Source organism: Bacillus sp. C28GYM-DRY-1 (assembly GCF_030519405.1).
GTDB classification, from domain to species: domain Bacteria; phylum Bacillota; class Bacilli; order Bacillales; family Bacillaceae; genus Bacillus; species Bacillus spizizenii_A.
This window is the reverse complement of sequence record NZ_JAUMKF010000009.1, coordinates 14,347-33,305: the sequence shown is the minus strand read 5'-3', so window position 1 is coordinate 33,305 and position 18,959 is coordinate 14,347. Positions and strand designations below refer to the sequence as shown.

17 protein-coding genes and 1 other annotated feature are annotated in these 18,959 nt (G+C 44.3%); of the genes, 13 read left to right on the top strand and 4 right to left on the bottom strand.

From position 1 onward, the window contains the following. Window positions 1–52 precede the first annotated feature (52 nt). The 9 genes from Q3W56_RS10430 (at window position 53) to motS (ending at window position 10,051) form a co-directional block, all read left to right on the top strand. The gene (locus tag Q3W56_RS10430; RefSeq protein ID WP_302895419.1) at window positions 53–2,908 is read left to right on the top strand and encodes a DNA translocase FtsK; all 2,856 of its coding nucleotides are present in this window, start codon (window positions 53–55) and stop codon (window positions 2,906–2,908) included. Window positions 2,909–3,156: 248 nt separating this feature from the next. Further along, a complete protein-coding gene (gene murC, locus Q3W56_RS10425; RefSeq protein ID WP_302895418.1) occupies window positions 3,157–4,455 on the top strand; it encodes a UDP-N-acetylmuramate--L-alanine ligase in 1,299 nt (432 codons plus the stop codon). Window positions 4,456–4,617: 162 nt separating this feature from the next. Continuing rightward, on the top strand, window positions 4,618–5,040 hold the full coding sequence (locus Q3W56_RS10420; RefSeq protein ID WP_302895417.1) for a DUF948 domain-containing protein: 423 nt from the start codon (window positions 4,618–4,620) through the stop codon (window positions 5,038–5,040). A 30-nt stretch (window positions 5,041–5,070) separates the two neighbouring features. Beyond that, window positions 5,071–5,526, top strand: a complete 456-nt coding sequence (locus Q3W56_RS10415; RefSeq protein ID WP_019715394.1) for a YtxH domain-containing protein — start codon at window positions 5,071–5,073, stop codon at window positions 5,524–5,526. A 23-nt stretch (window positions 5,527–5,549) separates the two neighbouring features. Beyond that, a complete protein-coding gene (ytxJ, locus tag Q3W56_RS10410; RefSeq protein ID WP_014114796.1) occupies window positions 5,550–5,876 on the top strand; it encodes a bacillithiol system redox-active protein YtxJ in 327 nt (108 codons plus the stop codon). Window positions 5,877–6,112: 236 nt separating this feature from the next. Further along, window positions 6,113–7,189 carry a bifunctional 3-deoxy-7-phosphoheptulonate synthase/chorismate mutase gene (locus tag Q3W56_RS10405; protein WP_302895416.1) on the top strand — a complete coding sequence of 359 codons (1,077 nt, stop codon included), beginning with the start codon at window positions 6,113–6,115 and terminating at the stop codon, window positions 7,187–7,189. A 275-nt stretch (window positions 7,190–7,464) separates the two neighbouring features. Beyond that, on the top strand, window positions 7,465–8,469 hold the full coding sequence (ccpA, locus tag Q3W56_RS10400; protein WP_302895415.1) for a catabolite control protein A: 1,005 nt from the start codon (window positions 7,465–7,467) through the stop codon (window positions 8,467–8,469). A 63-nt stretch (window positions 8,470–8,532) separates the two neighbouring features. After that, window positions 8,533–9,351: a flagellar motor protein MotP gene (motP, locus tag Q3W56_RS10395; protein ID WP_302895414.1), complete on the top strand. Its 819-nt coding sequence runs from the start codon at window positions 8,533–8,535 to the stop codon at window positions 9,349–9,351. Beyond that, window positions 9,341–10,051, top strand: a complete 711-nt coding sequence (gene motS, locus Q3W56_RS10390) for a flagellar motor protein MotS (protein WP_302895413.1) — start codon at window positions 9,341–9,343, stop codon at window positions 10,049–10,051. The genes motP and motS overlap by 11 nt, the downstream gene beginning before the upstream one ends. A gap of 28 nt (window positions 10,052–10,079) precedes the next feature. Here the strand turns inward: motS and Q3W56_RS10385 are convergent, their stop codons facing one another. The 3 genes from Q3W56_RS10385 to acuA are packed head-to-tail and all read right to left on the bottom strand — an operon-like array spanning window position 10,080 to window position 12,546. After that, a complete protein-coding gene (locus tag Q3W56_RS10385; protein ID WP_302895412.1) occupies window positions 10,080–11,246 on the bottom strand; it encodes an acetoin utilization protein AcuC in 1,167 nt (388 codons plus the stop codon). Then, a complete protein-coding gene (locus Q3W56_RS10380; RefSeq protein ID WP_302895411.1) occupies window positions 11,243–11,887 on the bottom strand; it encodes an acetoin utilization AcuB family protein in 645 nt (214 codons plus the stop codon). Before Q3W56_RS10380 ends, Q3W56_RS10385 begins: the two co-directional genes overlap by 4 nt. Window positions 11,888–11,913: 26 nt before the next feature. After that, window positions 11,914–12,546: an acetoin utilization protein acetyltransferase AcuA gene (gene acuA, locus Q3W56_RS10375; RefSeq protein ID WP_302895410.1), complete on the bottom strand. Its 633-nt coding sequence runs from the start codon at window positions 12,544–12,546 to the stop codon at window positions 11,914–11,916. Between the two features lie 159 nt (window positions 12,547–12,705). On the opposite strand from acuA, the gene acsA reads away from it, so the two are divergent. From acsA to sr7p, 3 genes are all read left to right on the top strand, one after another. Beyond that, window positions 12,706–14,424, top strand: coding sequence for an acetate--CoA ligase (gene acsA, locus Q3W56_RS10370; protein ID WP_302895409.1), 1,719 nt, complete (start codon window positions 12,706–12,708; stop codon window positions 14,422–14,424). A gap of 54 nt (window positions 14,425–14,478) precedes the next feature. After that, window positions 14,479–14,716 (top strand) — a binding site (T-box leader). A 49-nt stretch (window positions 14,717–14,765) separates the two neighbouring features. Next, complete coding sequence (gene tyrS, locus Q3W56_RS10365) at window positions 14,766–16,034, top strand: tyrosine--tRNA ligase (protein WP_302895408.1); 1,269 nt, start codon at window positions 14,766–14,768, stop codon at window positions 16,032–16,034. 130 nt (window positions 16,035–16,164) lie between these two features. Further along, window positions 16,165–16,293, top strand: coding sequence for a small protein SR7P (sr7p, locus tag Q3W56_RS10360; RefSeq protein WP_003223472.1), 129 nt, complete (start codon window positions 16,165–16,167; stop codon window positions 16,291–16,293). A gap of 21 nt (window positions 16,294–16,314) precedes the next feature. Here the strand turns inward: sr7p and rpsD are convergent, their stop codons facing one another. Beyond that, the gene (gene rpsD, locus Q3W56_RS10355) at window positions 16,315–16,917 is read right to left on the bottom strand and encodes a 30S ribosomal protein S4 (protein WP_019715385.1); all 603 of its coding nucleotides are present in this window, start codon (window positions 16,915–16,917) and stop codon (window positions 16,315–16,317) included. Between the two features lie 294 nt (window positions 16,918–17,211). Between rpsD and Q3W56_RS10350 the strand changes: the two genes are divergently transcribed. Continuing rightward, window positions 17,212–18,951: a diguanylate cyclase domain-containing protein gene (locus tag Q3W56_RS10350; RefSeq protein WP_302895407.1), complete on the top strand. Its 1,740-nt coding sequence runs from the start codon at window positions 17,212–17,214 to the stop codon at window positions 18,949–18,951. Window positions 18,952–18,959 lie beyond the last annotated feature (8 nt).

Below are 18,959 nucleotides of genomic sequence, written 5' to 3'. Positions count from 1 at the left end.
ATGGTATACTAAAAACCGTCCCAGAAAACTATAAGGGAGTTAGAGATAAATTATGAGTTGGCTTCATAAATTTTTTAATTTGTTTTTAGGCGAGAGCGAAGAGAATGCTGAACGGGAGAACAAACCTGCTCAGATTTCGCAGCAACAAGAAGTACATCATCCTGAAGGACAATTAAAAAGATTGGAAGATCCTAAAATATATTATGAATATCCAAAAGGCAAGTTCCGTTTTCCAATCGTGCCTGATGGATACAAAAATCAAGACTTGAGAAGGGGCCGTGCACCATCGGACGAACCGAAACCCGCGCCTCGTCCAAGCGCCGCTTCATACAGAGAACGTCCTAAAGATGAAAAAGAGCAGCATACATATCAAACATCAGAGCCGGCGAAGAAACCGTTTAAACCGACAAATATCCCTTCGCCTATATATGGATTCAATCAAAAACCATCCGTCAAAAAGGATGTGCCGAAACAGCCTTCTGAAACATTGAAGGAACCGGACAAATCTGTAAAAGAGAAAGTAACACTGCTGTCAGAAGAGATTGAACGTGAACGCAGCTATCCTGCTCCAGACAGACCGGTACAGCAGGTGAAAGAACGACCTTTACCGGATAGCCAATTCGAAGAACACAGAACGCCTGCAGGGCGTGAAGAAGCGCGGGCGCAGCGCCCAGCCGAAGGACGGTCAGACAAGAGAGTGCCATCTGCTGCCGACATTCAGCAGCGGCCAGAAAAAGACTCGCCTTTCTTCCCTGGGGGACAAAATGAAGAGCAAACAGCACCTGAGACATTAGCAGATGCGGTGACTGAGGCAAAAGAAGTAAGCCATGAAGACAACATGCCTGCAACGACTGAAGTTCAAGAAGAACAAAGGGAACAACAGCCAGCGGAATTGGAAGAGCCTGTGTACCAGGGTGAACAAAATGAAGAGCAAACAGCACCAAGGTCTCTGACAGAGGCAATATCTGAGACCGAAGTATCTGAAGAGCCGTCTGACAGCTCAGTAAACAATCGTCATGAAATCGCGGCAGAAGCTGCTGAGACCCGATCTGTTCAAGAAGAGCAAATGGAAATTCAACAAGAAGGGCCTTCCTTATTTGCTGATCATGAGCATTCAGCATCTGAGATTCTGACACAAGCAGAAACTAATGCGAATGAATCAGAAGTGCCATCAGAAGACAGCTTAGTAAATAATCAGACCGATATTCCGGGAGAAGCTGAGGACACGAAGATAGATGTTCAGCCAGAAAGCCAGACACAATCGGTGCAGAATGACAGCCGGGAGCAGAGTTCCCGATCGTTTCCTGCAGCCCATGAAAATCGGCAGGAAATCCATGCGAACGAAACACATGCAGCCATAGAGAAGCCGCAAAAAAGGCCTGCAATGCAGGAGAAACGGACTGAACGAAGCGCATCTCCGCAAAAAGGGCCGTCCGTTCCTTTTAATGTCATGATGCTGAAAAGGGATACGCATAAACAGCAAAAAGCAGAGGAGCGCCGCGGCAGCTATGTGTTTCCGAATGTCGCACTGCTTGATGTTCCGCCAGCACAAGTTCAGGATGATACTGCTTGGATTGAAGAACAGCGTCAGCTTCTTGATTTGACTCTGAAAAATTTCAATGTCCGCGCCAATGTTGTCCATGTGACCCAGGGACCGTCTGTCACAAGATTTGAAGTGCATCCTGAGCCAGGCGTAAAGGTGAATAAAATCACCAACTTATCTGATGATATTAAACTCAGCCTGTCCGCAAGAGATATTCGGATTGAAGCGCCGATTCCGGGGAAAAACACAATCGGAATTGAAGTGTCGAACCGCTCGAGCAAGGTGGTTGATTTGCGCCAAATGATTCGCAGCTCAGCCTTCAGGACAAGCAAGTCACCGCTCACGGCTGCGCTGGGATTGGATATCTCAGGAAACCCTGTCGTCATCGACTTAAAGAAAATGCCGCATGGTTTGATTGCGGGCGCCACTGGCTCGGGAAAAAGCGTTTGCATCAATACAATATTAGTCAGCCTGCTGTATAAAGCCGATCCGAGTGAGGTAAAAGTGCTGCTGATTGATCCGAAAATGGTAGAGCTGGCTCCTTACAACAAAATTCCTCATCTCGTCAGCCCAGTCATTACAGACGCCAAAGCGGCTACGGCTGCGTTAAAGTGGGTCGTTGAGGAAATGGAGCGGCGCTATGAGCTGTTTGCCCATTCAGGTGTTCGCGATATTGACCGCTTTAATCAATTAACCGCTGATCATCATACGGGCGAAAAGCTGCCGTATTTAGTTGTGGTTATTGATGAGCTTGCTGATTTGATGATGGTGGCTCCAAATGATGTGGAAGAGAGCATTGCGCGGATTGCCCAAAAAGCCAGAGCGTGCGGAATTCATCTGCTTGTCGCAACTCAGCGGCCGTCAGTCGATGTCATCACCGGCCTGATTAAGGCGAATATCCCGACGAGAATCGCATTTTCTGTCTCAAGCCAGGTTGATTCCCGAACGATCATTGACATCGCCGGTGCAGAAAAGCTTCTCGGAAAAGGGGATATGCTCTTTTTGGAAAACGGCTCGGGAAAACCTGTCCGCCTTCAAGGGAACTTTGTGTCGGACCGCGAAATCGACCGTGTTGTTTCCCACGTCAGAAAACAAATGCCGCCAACCTATTTATTTGAACAAGAAGAGCTTGTAAGACAAGGATCAGCCCTGAAAGAAGAGGATGAACTGTTTTACGAAGCGTGTGAGTTTGTTGTTGAGCAAAACAGCGCGAGCACTTCAAGCCTGCAAAGAAGATTCAGAATCGGATACAATCGCGCGGCAAGGCTGATTGATATGATGGAAGCGGAAGGCATGATCTCTGAAGCAAAAGGAAGCAAGCCTCGAGAGGTGCTGATCACAGCAAGTGACTTAATAAACGAATAATAAATGTTCATTTTCACACCAAACATGGTATGATAGTGTTTAGAGCATTTAACAGCTATGCCGCTTTACAGCAGGTGCGCATAGACAATTCTTGATATCTAGGTTTAATCGGAAAGACATAACCGGATACTAAATATAACAAAACATATAAAATACGCCGCTAAGGAGGCTTTTCAGCCGCCGCGGTCGCAAATTGAAATGAGCGTCATATACTGGGGAACAGATAGACGTTTGTTGGAGGTACAATTATGACTGTTTATCATTTTGTTGGAATAAAAGGGACCGGTATGAGTCCGCTTGCCCAAATACTTCATGATAATGGATATACTGTCCAAGGATCGGATATCGAAAAATTTATTTTTACGCAAACAGCGCTTGAAAAAAGAAATATCACGATTCTTCCTTTTAGCGCGGATAATATCAAACCCGGCATGACAGTTATCGCCGGAAACGCATTCCCAGACACGCATCCTGAAATTGAAAAAGCCATGTCTGACGGAATTCCGGTGGTACGTTATCATAAGTTTTTAGGCGACTACATGAAAAAATTCACTAGTGTTGCAGTTACCGGTGCACACGGCAAAACGTCGACTACGGGTCTGCTGGCTCATGTGATCCAAAGCGCAAAACCGACGTCTTTCTTAATTGGGGACGGAACAGGCCAGGGAAATGAAAACAGCGAATACTTTGTGTTTGAAGCGTGTGAATATCGCCGCCATTTCTTAAGCTATCAGCCAGACTACGCAATCATGACAAATATTGATTTTGATCATCCTGATTACTTCTCAAGCATTGACGATGTGTTTGACGCTTTCCAAGAGATGGCTCTTCAAGTCAACAAAGGAATTATTGCCTGCGGAGACGATGAGCATCTGCCGAAAATCCATGCCAACGTACCTGTTGTATATTACGGCACGGGGGAAGAAAATGATTTTCAAGCAAGAAACATCGTGAAAAGCACGGAAGGGACAACTTTCGATGTATTTGTACGCAATACATTCTATGATACGTTTTATATTCCTGCGTACGGCCACCACAATGTATTAAACTCATTGGCGGTCATTGCGTTATGTCATTATGAAGAAATTGATTCCAGCATCATTAGGCATGCCCTCAAATCATTCGGCGGCGTCAAACGCAGATTCAATGAGAAGCAGCTCGGGGATCAAGTGCTGATAGATGACTACGCTCATCACCCGACAGAAATAAAAGTGACGATTGAGGCTGCAAGGCAGAAATACCCGGATCGTGAAATCGTCGCGGTGTTTCAGCCTCATACATTTACGCGGACGCAGCAATTCCTTGACGAATTCGCAGAAAGCCTGAGCGGAGCTGACTGTGTGTATTTATGTGATATTTTTGGCTCAGCCCGGGAGAATGCAGGAAAGCTGACAATCGGCGACCTGCAGGGAAAAATTCATAATGCAAAGCTGATTAAAGAAGATGACACATCTGTTTTAAAAGCTCATGAAAAAGCCGTTCTGATCTTTATGGGAGCAGGAGATATCCAAAAATATATGAGAGCCTACGAAAACGTCATGGCATAATAAAAAGCAGTGATCTCACTGCTTTTTATTTATCTGAAGGGAACAGCTTGTTAAAGGATTTTCTTACATAATGAAGAATAATATGTATACAGCCCAGTACACATGTTTATGATTGAAGAAAACGGGTAAACAGCAGTATATCCTGCAGCAAGGAGGTTTGAGATGATTATCATTCTTTATTTAAGCGTTGCACTCATCGCAGTCGCATTTCTGGTATTAGTGATCTACTTGTCTAAAACATTGAAGTCACTGCAGCTGACACTAAAAAACGTCGCATCCACTCTCGAAGGGCTGGAGGGACAAATGAAGGGCATCACAACTGAAACAGCCGAGCTATTACATAAGACCAACCGTCTGGCTGAAGATATTCAAGAAAAATCAGAAAAGCTGAACACGGTCGTTCATGCTGTTCAAGGGGTGGGAACTTCTGTACAGCAGTTCAATACATCCATGAAACAGGCGGCAGGGTCTGTATCGGCATCAGTAAGAGAAAATCAAGACAAGATCAATCAAGTTGTCACATGGAGCCAAGCAGCAATGGAAATTTGGGATAAATGGAAACTAAGAAAAAAATCAACTCTCTAAGAGAAAAAAATACTATGAGGAGGAATAATGATGAGCAAAGATGGAATTAATAGTAAAGATTTTTTAATCGGAACTCTAATCGGGGGAATCATCGGTGCCACTACAGCTCTTTTTCTAGCGCCTAAATCAGGCAAAGAACTTCGCGACGATCTCGGCAGCCAAGCTGTTGCTTTGCGAGATAAAACTGACAAAATGACAGCAGATGCGAAGGAAAAAGGCACACAATATGTCAGCATCGCAAAAGATAAGACATCTAACATCACACAGCTTGTAGCAGATCAGTCAGGGCAGATCATGAACAAGGTCAAGGATTTAAAAGACCGTTCCAAATCTGAAAAAACAGATTCAACAACTGATATGCAAGAGATGAGAGAAGAAGCGATGCAGGCGGCCGATGAAACAAAAGATCAAGTCCTCCAGACGAAAGAGGATGTAAAAGACGAACTGAAAGATGCACAAAAACAGGCTGAGCATATCAATCGCTGAGCAGGGAAGGAAGAGCTTGAGTCATGGCAAAACAGCTTATTCAATCTGAAGAAGAATTCAAACGGATTGCAGAACAGGAAGGCACCTTCGTCTTCTTTAAACACAGCATCACATGCCCGATCAGCCAGGCAGCATTTCATGAGTTTGATGCCTTTGCAAATCAGCATGAGGATGTGCCGGCTTATTATTTGCAAGTACAAGAAGCTCGGCCGCTGTCAAATTTCATCGCAGAAACATACAGCGTAAAGCACGAAAGCCCTCAGGTTTTCGTCATCCAAAACGGCGAGGTTAAATGGCATACCTCACATTCACAAATTACAGAAGCGGCTATTGAGCAGCATTTGTCATAAAAAAAGCGTCCGGATTATAATCTGGACGCTTTTTTTTGAAAAAACTCTTGAACATTGCCCTCACATCATGTAGGATTACTTCATAGATTACTTTATCACTTAAAAGCGTTTTGGTAATAAAGCGGTATTTTTATAAAATTTTTTTGTATTTCAGTATTTCCATTTGGAATTACTTATAGTAAGATGCATGATAACTACAAAATAAAAAGTGAATGTGCAGGGAAAGGATGAAAAAAATGAGCAACACAGAGTTAGAGCTTTTAAGGCAGAAAGCAGACGAATTAAACCTACAAATATTAAAATTAATCAACGAACGCGGAAATGTTGTAAAAGAGATCGGTAAAGCGAAGGAAGCACAGGGTGTTAACCGATTTGACCCTGTCAGAGAACGCACAATGTTAAACAACATCATTGAAAACAATGACGGACCGTTCGAAAATTCTACCATCCAGCACATTTTTAAAGAGATATTCAAAGCCGGTTTAGAGCTTCAGGAAGAAGATCATAGCAAAGCGCTGCTTGTCTCCCGTAAGAAAAAACCTGAAGATACAATTGTAGATATCAAAGGTGAAAAAATCGGAGACGGCCAGCAAAGATTCATTGTCGGCCCATGTGCGGTAGAGAGCTACGAGCAGGTGGCTGAAGTGGCTGCAGCTGCGAAAAATCAAGGAATTAAAATTTTGCGCGGAGGAGCCTTTAAGCCTCGTACGAGCCCATACGATTTCCAAGGTCTTGGTATTGAAGGCCTGCAAATTTTAAAACGTGTAGCGGACGAATTTGATCTGGCAGTGATTAGTGAAATCGTAACTCCGGCTCATATCGAAGAAGCGCTTGACTACATTGATGTGATTCAAATCGGAGCGCGGAACATGCAAAACTTTGAATTGCTGAAAGCGGCCGGCGCAGTGAAAAAGCCAGTGCTTCTGAAGCGCGGACTTGCTGCAACGATCTCTGAATTTATCAATGCTGCTGAATACATCATGTCGCAAGGAAATGACCAAATCATCCTTTGTGAGCGCGGTATCAGAACATACGAAACAGCAACAAGAAACACACTGGATATTTCTGCCGTGCCGATTTTGAAACAAGAAACGCATTTGCCTGTCTTTGTTGATGTTACGCATTCAACTGGCCGCCGCGACCTCTTGCTTCCGACAGCTAAAGCCGCTTTAGCGATTGGTGCAGACGGCGTTATGGCTGAGGTTCACCCTGATCCGTCAGTCGCACTTTCTGACTCTGCTCAGCAAATGGCGATTCCTGAATTCGAGAAATGGTTGAATGAACTGAAACCTATGGTGAAAGTCAACGCTTAATTGAACAATCCAAAAGGCCGCGTCAGCGGCCTTTTTTATGCTTTCTCGTTTAATTAGTTATAAAATCCAAGTATACGTTTTCATCATCTTTAAAAACGTGTATAATTTCATGAGAAGTAATTAAATTTGATGAATAATGAAAAATAATGTACACTACTGACTTACGCTTACAAATCATAAACGACATAAATTCGGACATTGTGACATTTCTCTACATAAAGTGTTTATGCTATAGATAAGGATAAGTGTATCCAGTAAAAGGAGTGGTTTTTAGGATGAGCAATATTACAATCTACGATGTAGCGAGAGAAGCTAATGTAAGCATGGCAACCGTTTCCCGTGTCGTGAACGGCAACCCGAATGTAAAACCGACAACGCGAAAAAAAGTCTTGGAAGCCATTGACCGTCTCGGCTACCGTCCAAACGCGGTGGCAAGAGGGCTGGCAAGCAAAAAAACAACAACTGTAGGTGTCATCATTCCCGATATCTCAAGCATTTTCTATTCAGAGCTTGCGCGCGGAATTGAAGATATCGCAACAATGTATAAATACAATATTATTTTAAGCAACTCCGACCAAAACATGGAGAAAGAATTGCACCTGTTAAACACAATGCTCGGCAAACAAGTAGATGGCATCGTGTTTATGGGCGGAAACATTACGGACGAGCATGTTGAGGAATTTAAGCGTTCTCCAGTGCCGATCGTACTTGCTGCTTCTGTAGAAGAGCAGAGGGAAACACCGTCAGTCGCGATCGATTACGAACAGGCGATTTATGATGCAGTGAAGCTATTGGTAGATAAAGGGCATACAGATATCGCATTCGTCTCCGGACCAATGACAGAACCGATCAATCGTTCGAAAAAACTGCAAGGCTATAAACGTGCGCTTGAAGAATCGAACCTTCTGTTTAATGAACAATTTATCGCTGAAGGGGATTACACATATGATTCCGGACTTGAAGCGCTGCAGCATCTGATGAACCTGGACAAAAAACCGACTGCCATTCTTTCTGCAACTGATGAGATGGCACTCGGGATTATCCATGCAGCTCAGGATCAAGGCTTATCCATTCCTGAGGATCTCGAGATTATCGGCTTTGATAATACGAGATTAAGCCTCATGGTTCGTCCGCAGCTTTCAACGGTTGTTCAGCCAACATATGATATTGGCGCCGTAGCAATGAGGCTGTTGACGAAACTCATGAATAAAGAGCCCGTTGAAGAGCATATCGTCGAACTGCCGCACCGCATAGAGCTAAGAAAGTCAACCAAGTCATAAGAAAAACAAGAGAGCAAGCTTCACCATTAAGGTGAATTCTTGCTTTTTTAATGGGGAGAAATGATGAAACGTTTTGATTATCTTACACCTGTTGGTTTTGTGTTAGGAACGATTATTATTATTATAGGGATTATCTCGGGATCGGGAGTAAGCGGTTTCCGCTCTTTTCTTGATCTGACCTCTTTCTTCATCGTAACAGGGGGACTATGCGCCGCTGTTTTTATCAGTTTTCCGCCGAGAGAGCTGAAAAAAGCGCCCTCTGTGTTAAAGCAGGCATTTATCCGCCAGGAAGACAATGTGAAAGATCTTGTGAAAACCTTTGTCTCTCTTTCCGATCACGCGCGTAAACACGGGCTTTTATCATTAGATGATCAGTCTCGGGAAATCAAAGATCCATTCATGAAAAAAGGGCTGCTTCTAGCAATTGACGGCTGGGATGAAGAAACGATTCGACTCGTCATGGATTCAGAGATCGCAGCAATGGAGGAACGGCACCGCAAAGGACGGCGTGTTTTTGAAAAAGCGGGGGAATTCGCTCCGGCATGGGGAATGATCGGAACACTCGTCGGGCTCGTGCTGATGCTCAAAAACTTAAATGATCCACATATGCTTGGACCGAATATGGCTGTCGCACTTCTGACGACCTTATACGGTTCATTACTGGCAAACATGGTCTTCAACCCGATTGCTGCTAAGCTCGAAGAAAAAACAGAAAGTGAAATCTTTATCAAGCAGGTAATGGTGGAAGGTATTATCGGAATCCAATCCGGAAAAAACCCGCGCAATCTTGAAAGCCAGCTTGTCGTTTTCAGCTCCCGGGAAGAATGGCAAAAACAGCCAAATCAAGCAAAAGTAAAAAAGGGATCTGTACATGAAGCTTAGAAGAGAACGTTTTGATAGAAGGAATGGAAGCGGGAAAAACAGCCATTCTTCCTCGAGCTGGATGGTCACCTTTTCAGATTTGATCACTTTGATCCTTGTTTTCTTTATTTTACTTTTTTCCATGTCCCAAATTGATCTGCAAAAATTTAAAGCGGCAGTTGATTCGATCCAAAAGGAAGGCAGCGGACTCCAGCCGGACCAAACGTCCATAGAAAAAAAGGATACCTCGCCAGCCGGTGCGAAGAAGCAAGAGGATCAGCAGGATCAGCTTCTTAAGAAAGTAAATACATATATAAAAGACAATCATTTGAAGGCCCAAATGACAGCCAAACGGGATGAACGCGGTGTCGTGCTCGTTCTGCAGGAGGCTGCACTGTTTGATTCAGGTGAGGCAAAGGTGCTGAAAAATGCTGAAACACTTCTTCACCAAATCGCTGTTTTTCTTCAAGCAATTCCAAATGACATTCAGGTGGAGGGCCATACAGACAGCCGAAACATTTCGACATACCGATATCCGTCTAATTGGGAGCTGTCGGCAGCGCGGGCGAGCGGAGTGATTCAATATTTCACATCAAAAGAAAAACTTCCCTCCAAGCGCTTTATCGCTGTCGGTTATGCAGATACAAAGCCTGTAAAGGATAATAAGACAAATGAACATATGAAGGAAAACCGGCGTGTGGAAATTGTCATCAAAAAATAAAAAACGACCTCTTCGTAAAGGTCGTTTTTTATTTTGTTCTTTGCTGCTGCTCAGATCGTATTGCATATAATGCTTTGCTGACGGTTTGTGCATTTTTTTCTGTGATTTCTGGCTTACGGGGAATCGGGGGATATAAATCGGCAGGATCGCTCCAGCTGGACGGAAGGGTGACGGGGCATTGTTTTTGCCATTTAGCGATCCAATCCCGCGGGATATCGTTTCCTGGATCAATTCCCTTCATCTCAAGCCATATTCTGGCCCAGGCGCGGGGCACGACACGCCAAATATCATAGCCGCCGCCTCCTACTGCAATCCATCTTCCTTCGCAATACTGGTGCGCTAACGTGTGTGCAAGCCGGGGAATTTCTTCGTATATGTTGATTGTTGCAGATAAATGCGTCAGCGGGTCATAGTAATGGGCATCGGCGCCATTTTGGCTGATAATGACATCCGGCCGGAAATAAGCGGCTACTTCAGAAGCCGCTGTCTGGTAAGCCTCAAGAAACGAGTCATCCTCTGTAAAAGCGTCAAGCGGGATATTAAAGGAATAGCCATATCCTTTTCCGCTGCCTTTTTCCTGGATTTGGCCGGTTCCGGGGAATAAATACCTTCCTGTCTCATGAATGGACAGCGTGCATACGTCAGGATTATCGTAAAATGTAAATTGCACACCGTCTCCATGATGGGCGTCCGTGTCAATATAAAGCACTCTGGCTCTGTATTTTTTCTGGATATATTGAATCGCCACAGCACTGTCGTTGTATATGCAAAACCCCGAAGCTCTCCCCCGAAAGCCGTGATGCAGGCCCCCTCCAAGGTTGGCGGCATGCAGTGCTTGTCCTGACATCACCCAGTCTGCGGCCGTTAAGGTCCCGCCGACTAAGAGTGATGCCGCTTCGTGCATGCCGGCAAAGACAGGTGTATCTTCTGTGCCGAGCCCGTAGCTTTCTCCTTCTTCAGCGGGAAGTTTTCCCGCGCCTGCAAGCTTGACCGCCTGAATATAATCGTCCGTATGGACAAGGGCCAGCTCCAGTTCTTCCGCGAGTCTGGGACTGACAATGTCTCCGTCATCAAAAGCATTGATCGTCTTGAGCAAGTCGTAAGTTAACAGAACCCGCTGCTGATTAAATGGGTGTTCCTGATGAAACATATAGGTTTGATACGATGGAGAATAGATAAATACACTGTCTCTCATAGCAAATCCCTTTGCTCTGAAGGCCATATGACATGGTGCCTATTTCTTTGTAATGCCTGCAAAAACGGCAGCGGATTCATCGTTTTTACACGGAAGACAAGCACTTTTACACCGGGATCATCATGCGGATAAACAAGCACGCTTAATATTTTCACTTGAAGGTCTTGGCAAAGGCTGCTGATCTCCGCGAGGCTTTTGGTGATGTCGTTCACTTTTATTTCGATTTGCGATCCGGGCTGGTCAGCGCCTGTCAATTTGACAAATGTCCGGAGCAAATCGGTTTTTGTCAAAATGCCTACTAATTTTTGATGCTGCACCACTGGGAGACAGCCGATGCCATGCTCGTAGAACACAGCGGATATTTCTTCGACAAAATCTAACGGGTGGGCGCAGACAACATCTTTTTTCATAATTGAATCTACGCTTCGGGTGAGAAATTGGCACCGTTTGCTTTCTTCAAAAATACTCGGGCTGGCCTGTTTCATGTCCCTGTCTGTAATCATGCCGATCACATGGAGGTTTTCGTCTACAACAGGCAGATGCCTGATATGGAACTCCTTCAGTTTGCATATTGCTGTTTCAAGCGTATCCGTCTTCGTTAATGTAATGACATCCCTTTTCATGATTTGCTCAACAATCATTATTTTTTCCCCTTTGTCAGTGTCAGTTAATACATATAACGATGATAAAAACGGAGCCTGTCAAATTGTTCAATTGATTCTTGGCTGACGTTTTTTCCGATGCGGGCCATCAGACAGTTTGCAGGGTGGGAGCTGATCTCCGGCTCATCCGTTGCAAACCAGACCAATCCGCCTGCATTCATCATCTTTTCCATCATCTTTCTATATTCCCACACGTCTTTTTTCATCCCTTTTAAATCCCAATGCCAGTAATATTCCGTCGTCATCACGATGTAGTTTTCCATTTGTTCATCCATCATGCTGACGATCAGAAGCGTCTTTCCGACAGAACACCCCCGATAGGCCGGCGCCACCTCAATGGCACCGAGTTCAAGCAAATCCTCCATATTTCCTTCAGACCATCTTTCGAGCGGGTCAGGATATAAATACGTCACATAGCCGACAATGGTTCGGCTGTCTCTGGCAATTATAATGCGTCCTTCGGGAAGGCTTGCAATATTGACTAGCGCTTCATGCTGCTCACGGGGCGGGCGAAATGCGGTTAAATCGTTATGAAACTCGTAACCTGCTAAATCCTCTGGAGAGACAGGCCCTTCTATCAGTAAGGAGCCGGTTGCTGTTTTGATGTTTGCTGAATGGTATGTTTTATGATGTTCCACTGATCCACCGTCCCATCAATTCTTATAAAAATACATGCCTTCTTTAAGAATAACAAATTATAAAGCGTTTTCAATACGGTTTATATTTTAAAAATTGAGAAGAATATGAATATATACTATAATAAATGTGACAACTTCAGCAAAGGGGGATGTTTGGGCATGAATTTGAAAGCGTTACCAGCAGTGGAAGGGGATTATCATTTAAAAAATTATGAAGAAACGTACCGGCATTTTGATTGGGCCGAGGCAGAGAAACATTTCTCCTGGCATGAGACAGGGAAACTAAATGCGGCATATGAAGCGATTGACCGTCATGCCGAATCGTTTCGAAAAAACAAAGTAGCGCTTTATTATAAAGACGCAAACCGGAATGAAAAATACACATTTAAAGAAATGAAGGAAGAATCAAACAGAGCTGGGAATGTGCTGAAACGGTATGGAAATGTGGAAAAAGGGGACCGCGTTTTTATTTTTATGCCGAGACAACCCGAGCTTTATTTTATTATGCTTGGCGCTATCAAAATTGGAGCTATCGCCGGACCGCTGTTCGAAGCATTTATGGAGGGAGCGGTGAAGGACCGGCTTGAAAACAGCGAGGCGAAGGTTGTTGTCACAACGCCTGAGCTTTTAGAGAGAATACCGGCTGACAAACTGCCTCACTTACAGCATATATTTGTAGTCGGCGGAGAAGCTGAGAGCGGCACAAACATCATTCATTATGATGAAGCGGCTAAACAGGAGAGCACAAGACTGGATATCGAATGGATGGACAAAAAAGACGGCTATCTGCTTCACTATACATCTGGTTCCACTGGAACGCCAAAGGGTGTGCTTCATGTCCATGAAGCGATGATTCAGCAATATCAGACAGGAAAGTGGGTCCTTGATTTAAAGGAAGAAGATATTTACTGGTGCACAGCTGATCCGGGCTGGGTGACAGGTACGGTATACGGCATTTTTGCACCGTGGCTGAACGGAGCGACAAATGTCATCGTCGGAGGCCGTTTCAGCCCGGAAAGCTGGTATGGAACGATTGAGCAGCTTGGCGTCAACGTCTGGTACAGCGCGCCGACCGCGTTTCGAATGTTAATGGGAGCGGGAGATGAGGTGGCTGCGAAATATGATTTAACCTCACTTCGGCATGTGCTCAGTGTCGGTGAGCCGTTAAATCCGGAAGTCATTAGATGGGGGCACAAAGTCTTTAACAAACGAATTCATGATACATGGTGGATGACAGAAACGGGCAGCCAGCTTATCTGCAACTATCCTTGCATGGATATCAAACCGGGTTCAATGGGTAAGCCGATTCCTGGTGTGGAGGCAGCAATCGTTGACAATCAGGGCAACGAGCTTCCGCCGTACCGAATGGGCAATCTCGCCATTAAAAAGGGCTGGCCTTCCATGATGCACACCATTTGGAATAACCCTGAAAAGTACGAATCGTATTTCATGCCGGGCGGCTGGTATGTGTCTGGCGATTCTGCTTATATGGATGATGAGGGGTATTTCTGGTTCCAAGGCAGAGTTGATGACGTCATCATGACATCCGGTGAGCGAGTCGGCCCATTTGAGGTAGAAAGCAAGCTTGTCGAACACCCGGCCATTGCAGAAGCAGGCGTGATTGGAAAGCCTGATCCGGTGCGGGGAGAAATCATTAAAGCTTTTATCGCACTCAGAGAAGGATTTGAGCCGTCTGATAAACTGAAAGAAGAGATTCGCCTATTTGTGAAGCAGGGTCTTGCAGCCCATGCGGCTCCGCGTGAAATTGAATTTAAAGATAAGCTCCCGAAAACCCGGAGCGGAAAGATCATGAGACGCGTGCTGAAGGCGTGGGAGCTGAATCTGCCGGCTGGAGATCTGTCAACGATGGAGGATTAAAAGGCGACATTGACACGGAATTTTATTTATGTTAAAAATGATATAGCTTCATATGAAAAGGTAAAGATTGAGACAAGTAGAATATCCTTACGTCCCAGAGAGCTGATGGCCGGTGAAAATCAGCACAGACGGATATCTCGAATACACTCATGAACCGCTTTTGCAAACAAAGCCTGCCAGGCTTTCAGTAGTGAAAGAACGGATTTGATCCGTTATCAGGCAAAGTGATAAGACGAATGTTTTGCATTCTCTTATTAGTAGGGTGGTACCGCGATAATTAATCGTCCCTTCGTGTAAACGAAGGGGCGTTTTTATTTTAATCAAAAAAGGAGCTTTATCTCATGACAAACTTACTTGAAGACTTATCCTTCCGCGGATTGATTCAGCAAATGACAGATGAAGAGGGATTAAATAAACAGCTGAATGAAGAGAAAATCCGCCTGTACTCAGGCTTTGATCCGACAGCAGACAGCTTGCATATCGGACACTTGCTGCCTATTTTAACACTTCGCCGTTTCCAGCTTGCGGGGCATCATCCGATTGCGCTTGTGGGCGGCGCGACGGGCCTTATTGGCGATCCGAGCGGAAAAAAAGCGGAGCGTACATTAAATACTGCTGATATCGTATCCGAATGGTCCCAAAAAATCAAAAACCAGCTGTCCAGATTTCTGGATTTTGATGCTGCAGAAAATCCTGCTGTCATTGCCAACAACTTTGACTGGATCGGCAAAATGAATGTGATCGACTTCCTTCGTGATGTCGGTAAAAACTTCGGCATCAATTACATGCTGGCAAAAGACACGGTCAGCTCAAGAATTGAATCCGGCATTTCATACACGGAATTCAGCTACATGATTCTTCAATCTTATGATTTCTTAAATCTGTACAGAGACAAAAACTGTAAGCTGCAAATCGGCGGAAGCGATCAATGGGGCAACATTACAGCGGGTCTTGAACTGATCAGAAAATCAGAAGAAGAAGGGGCAAAAGCGTTCGGTCTTACCATTCCGCTTGTCACAAAAGCAGACGGCACGAAATTCGGAAAAACGGAAGGCGGCGCTATCTGGCTTGATAAGGAAAAAACATCGCCGTATGAATTCTATCAATTCTGGATCAACACAGATGACCGTGACGTTGTGAAATACTTAAAATACTTTACGTTCCTATCAAAAGAGGAAATTGAAACATACGCTGAGAAAACAGAAACGGCGCCTGAAAAGCGAGAAGCGCAAAAGCGCCTGGCAGAAGAAGTGACAGCGCTCGTTCATGGACGTGAGGCGCTGGAACAAGCTATCAACATCTCCCTTGCGTTGTTCAGCGGCAATATTAAAGAGCTTTCTGCCCAAGACGTAAAAGTCGGCTTTAAAGATGTTCCATCTATGGAAGCTGACAGCAGCCAGGAGCTTTCACTTGTAGATGTATTGGTGCAATCTAAATTATCTCCTTCTAAACGCCAAGCCCGTGAAGACATTCAAAACGGAGCTGTTTACATTAACGGCGAACGCCAGACGGAAATCAATTATATCTTATCGGCTGAAGACCGCATCGAAGGCCAATTTACTGTCCTACGCCGCGGGAAGAAAAAATACTTCCTTGTAACTTATAAATAAGAAAAAAATCCTTTGCCGCTAAGGGCAAAGGATCTCTTTTTGTTTAGCGCATAGGAAAGACAGGAAAAGAGTATATTAGATAGGGCAAACACGATCAATCACCACCTTTTAACAGAAAGGAGCGCTCACCGTGAATCTCATGTTTACGATTGCAAAAGAAAGGCTGCAGCGGGATTATTGGGAGCAGCAGGCGCGAGATAGTGTTGGCCAGCAAGAGGTAAAAGACGAAACAGACGATAAAAAAACCCCGACCGCATAGCGGCAGGGGTTTTTAAAACGATTAACGAGAGTAGAACTCAACGATAAGCGCTTCGTTAATTTCCGGAGCAAGTTCAGAACGCTCAGGAAGACGAGTGAAAGTACCTTCAAGCTTTTCAGCGTCGAAAGTAAGGTATTCAGGAACGAAGTTGTTCACTTCAACAGATTCTTTGATGATAGAAAGGTTTCTTGATTTTTCGCGAACACCGATTGTTTGACCAGGTTTTACTTGGTAAGACGGGATGTCAACGCGGCTTCCGTCTACAAGAATGTGACCGTGGTTAACCAATTGGCGAGCTTGACGGCGAGTACGTGCTAAACCTAGCTTGTACACAACGTTATCAAGACGAGAATCTAAAAGAATCATGAAGTTTTCACCGTGTTTACCAGCTAGTTTGCCAGCTCTGTCAAACAAAGTGCGGAATTGGCGTTCGTTTACACCGTACATGTGACGAAGCTTTTGCTTTTCTTGCAATTGCAAACCGTATTCTGATAATTTTTTACGTTGTCCTGGACCGTGTGGACCTGGAGCGTAAGGGCGTTTTTCTAATTCTTTTCCTGTACCGCTAAGAGAGATTCCTAGACGGCGGGACAGTTTCCAAGATGGACCTGTATAGCGAGCCATAATGTGACTCCTCCTTTGGTTTTATTTTTGTGGAAAATAAAAACCGTCTGCTCTATTCGACCATGTACATTTTGTTTTCATGTATCCTCGCTCCAGCAGCAGAGAGTTACACGATACACCTTATGGATAAGGAACAAAATGAAAACATAGAAGCTGAACAAAAAGGCTGCAATATTTCACACAAAGGTCATTATATAATTTATTTGTTTTGAAGTCAACCATTCCTTCATTATTGCCTCGTCGTTTATGATATAATGAACAAAAATTAGTGGTAAACTTTTAGGTGATAAAAACATGGTAGAACAAATAAAAGCACAATTATCCGCCTTTCATTATCATATGCTAGATTTTTTATTAACCAAATCTGAAAAAGTCACATTCACCGACTCATTCCTATGGCTGACTTCGGCTATTCAAACCTACTTTTCATCCCTTTGCGTTTCGCTTACACCGTCACTATCTGACTCTGCTGAAAAACTGGCAGATGATGAATTGTATTTTTCCGCTTCGAAAATAAACGCTAAATTTTATATGATTGAGGACGGCTCCGGCAGGCGCTTTCATCTTACATGCAGACAGGATGGAGAGATCCCTGAAGGGCTTCCGGACCTGATTGCTTCATTTTTAAACCAGTCAATGAAACAGGAAAGGCTCTATATCCAAACGATCTATCAAAAAAAGATATACAAAATGACAGAGCTGTTCCATTCACTGCTTGATCAGACAGAGGTGCTGAAGCAGCTTTTAGAAAGCTTGACCCGCACGTTCTCTCCTTTTGAGTTTTCATTATTTATTTCGCACGACCAAGATCAATGTTTAGGTGTTCCTGCAAAAGAGCTGTATATGGAAGGGGAAAATTCCGATTCCTTTGCTCTCAAAGTGTTTTTGTCCGGGGATATTTTGCGGAAGAATGAATCAGCCGCCTACATTCCGATCAAAGGACAGCAGGGAACATACGGGGTGTTGATGGCTGAAGGAACGGGCGGCAGTTTAATTACTGACGTCTACCTTGATGAAATGTCGCTGATAGCAAACGCGGCGGGAAAAGCATTTGAAAATGCCCAGCTCTATGAACAATCCAAAGCAAGCATCGCAAATTTGGAATTGATCAATGAAACGACACGCCGCCTGAATCAACGGCTGACACTGACCGATACAATGAATGATCTGGCTGTGAGAATGGCAGGATCATTTCAGGCAGCAGAAGTGGGTTTTTTTCATATAGACCATTTTGAAAAGCTAACATTGCTCCCTGGCAGCACAGCGTTTTTTAAAGAAGCGAAACCATCTGATTTTTATGATGAGTTGAAAGAAAAGCTGTATGAAGGTGAAAAAGGGGTTTTTATCGGAAATGGCCGGTCTGTTTTTGGGAAGGCTGGCTACGGATCGCTGATGGCAGCTCCGATGATTGAGAATGACCGGCTTTTAGGCTTTGCGGTTTTATTAAAACAGGAACTGTACGCTTTTACATTTGAAATGTACAAACTGTTTCAAGCGCTAATTCATCATGCAACGCTGGCTGTAACCAATTCAATGCTCCGCGACCGCCTTGAGCATCTTGTGAAAACAGATCAGCTAACGGAACTGTATTCAAGGGTATATTTAGATGAAAAAATTCAATACAGCATGAAAATCCACCAAAAGGGTGTCTTTATTCTAGTAGATATTGATAATTTCAAAAATGTAAATGATACGTACGGTCATCAGACTGGCGACGAGATTTTAATTCAAGTCGCTTCGGTAATTAAAAGCAACATCCGAAAGCATGATGTAGGCGCCCGCTGGGGAGGCGAGGAGCTGGCGATTTATTTGCCGAATGTGCCGGTTGCGGTGGGGAAACGGATTACTGAGCGATTGGTTTATGCGGTCAGAAATAATACGAAACCCGAGGTGACCATTTCATGCGGTATCTCCTGCTGGACTGCAGAAAAAAGAAAGTCTCTGAAAGAGCTTGTGCATGAGGCTGATGAAGCGCTCTACAGCGCGAAACGAAGCGGAAAAAACCGCTTGATGATTCACGAATCAATAAAATAAAAAAAGCC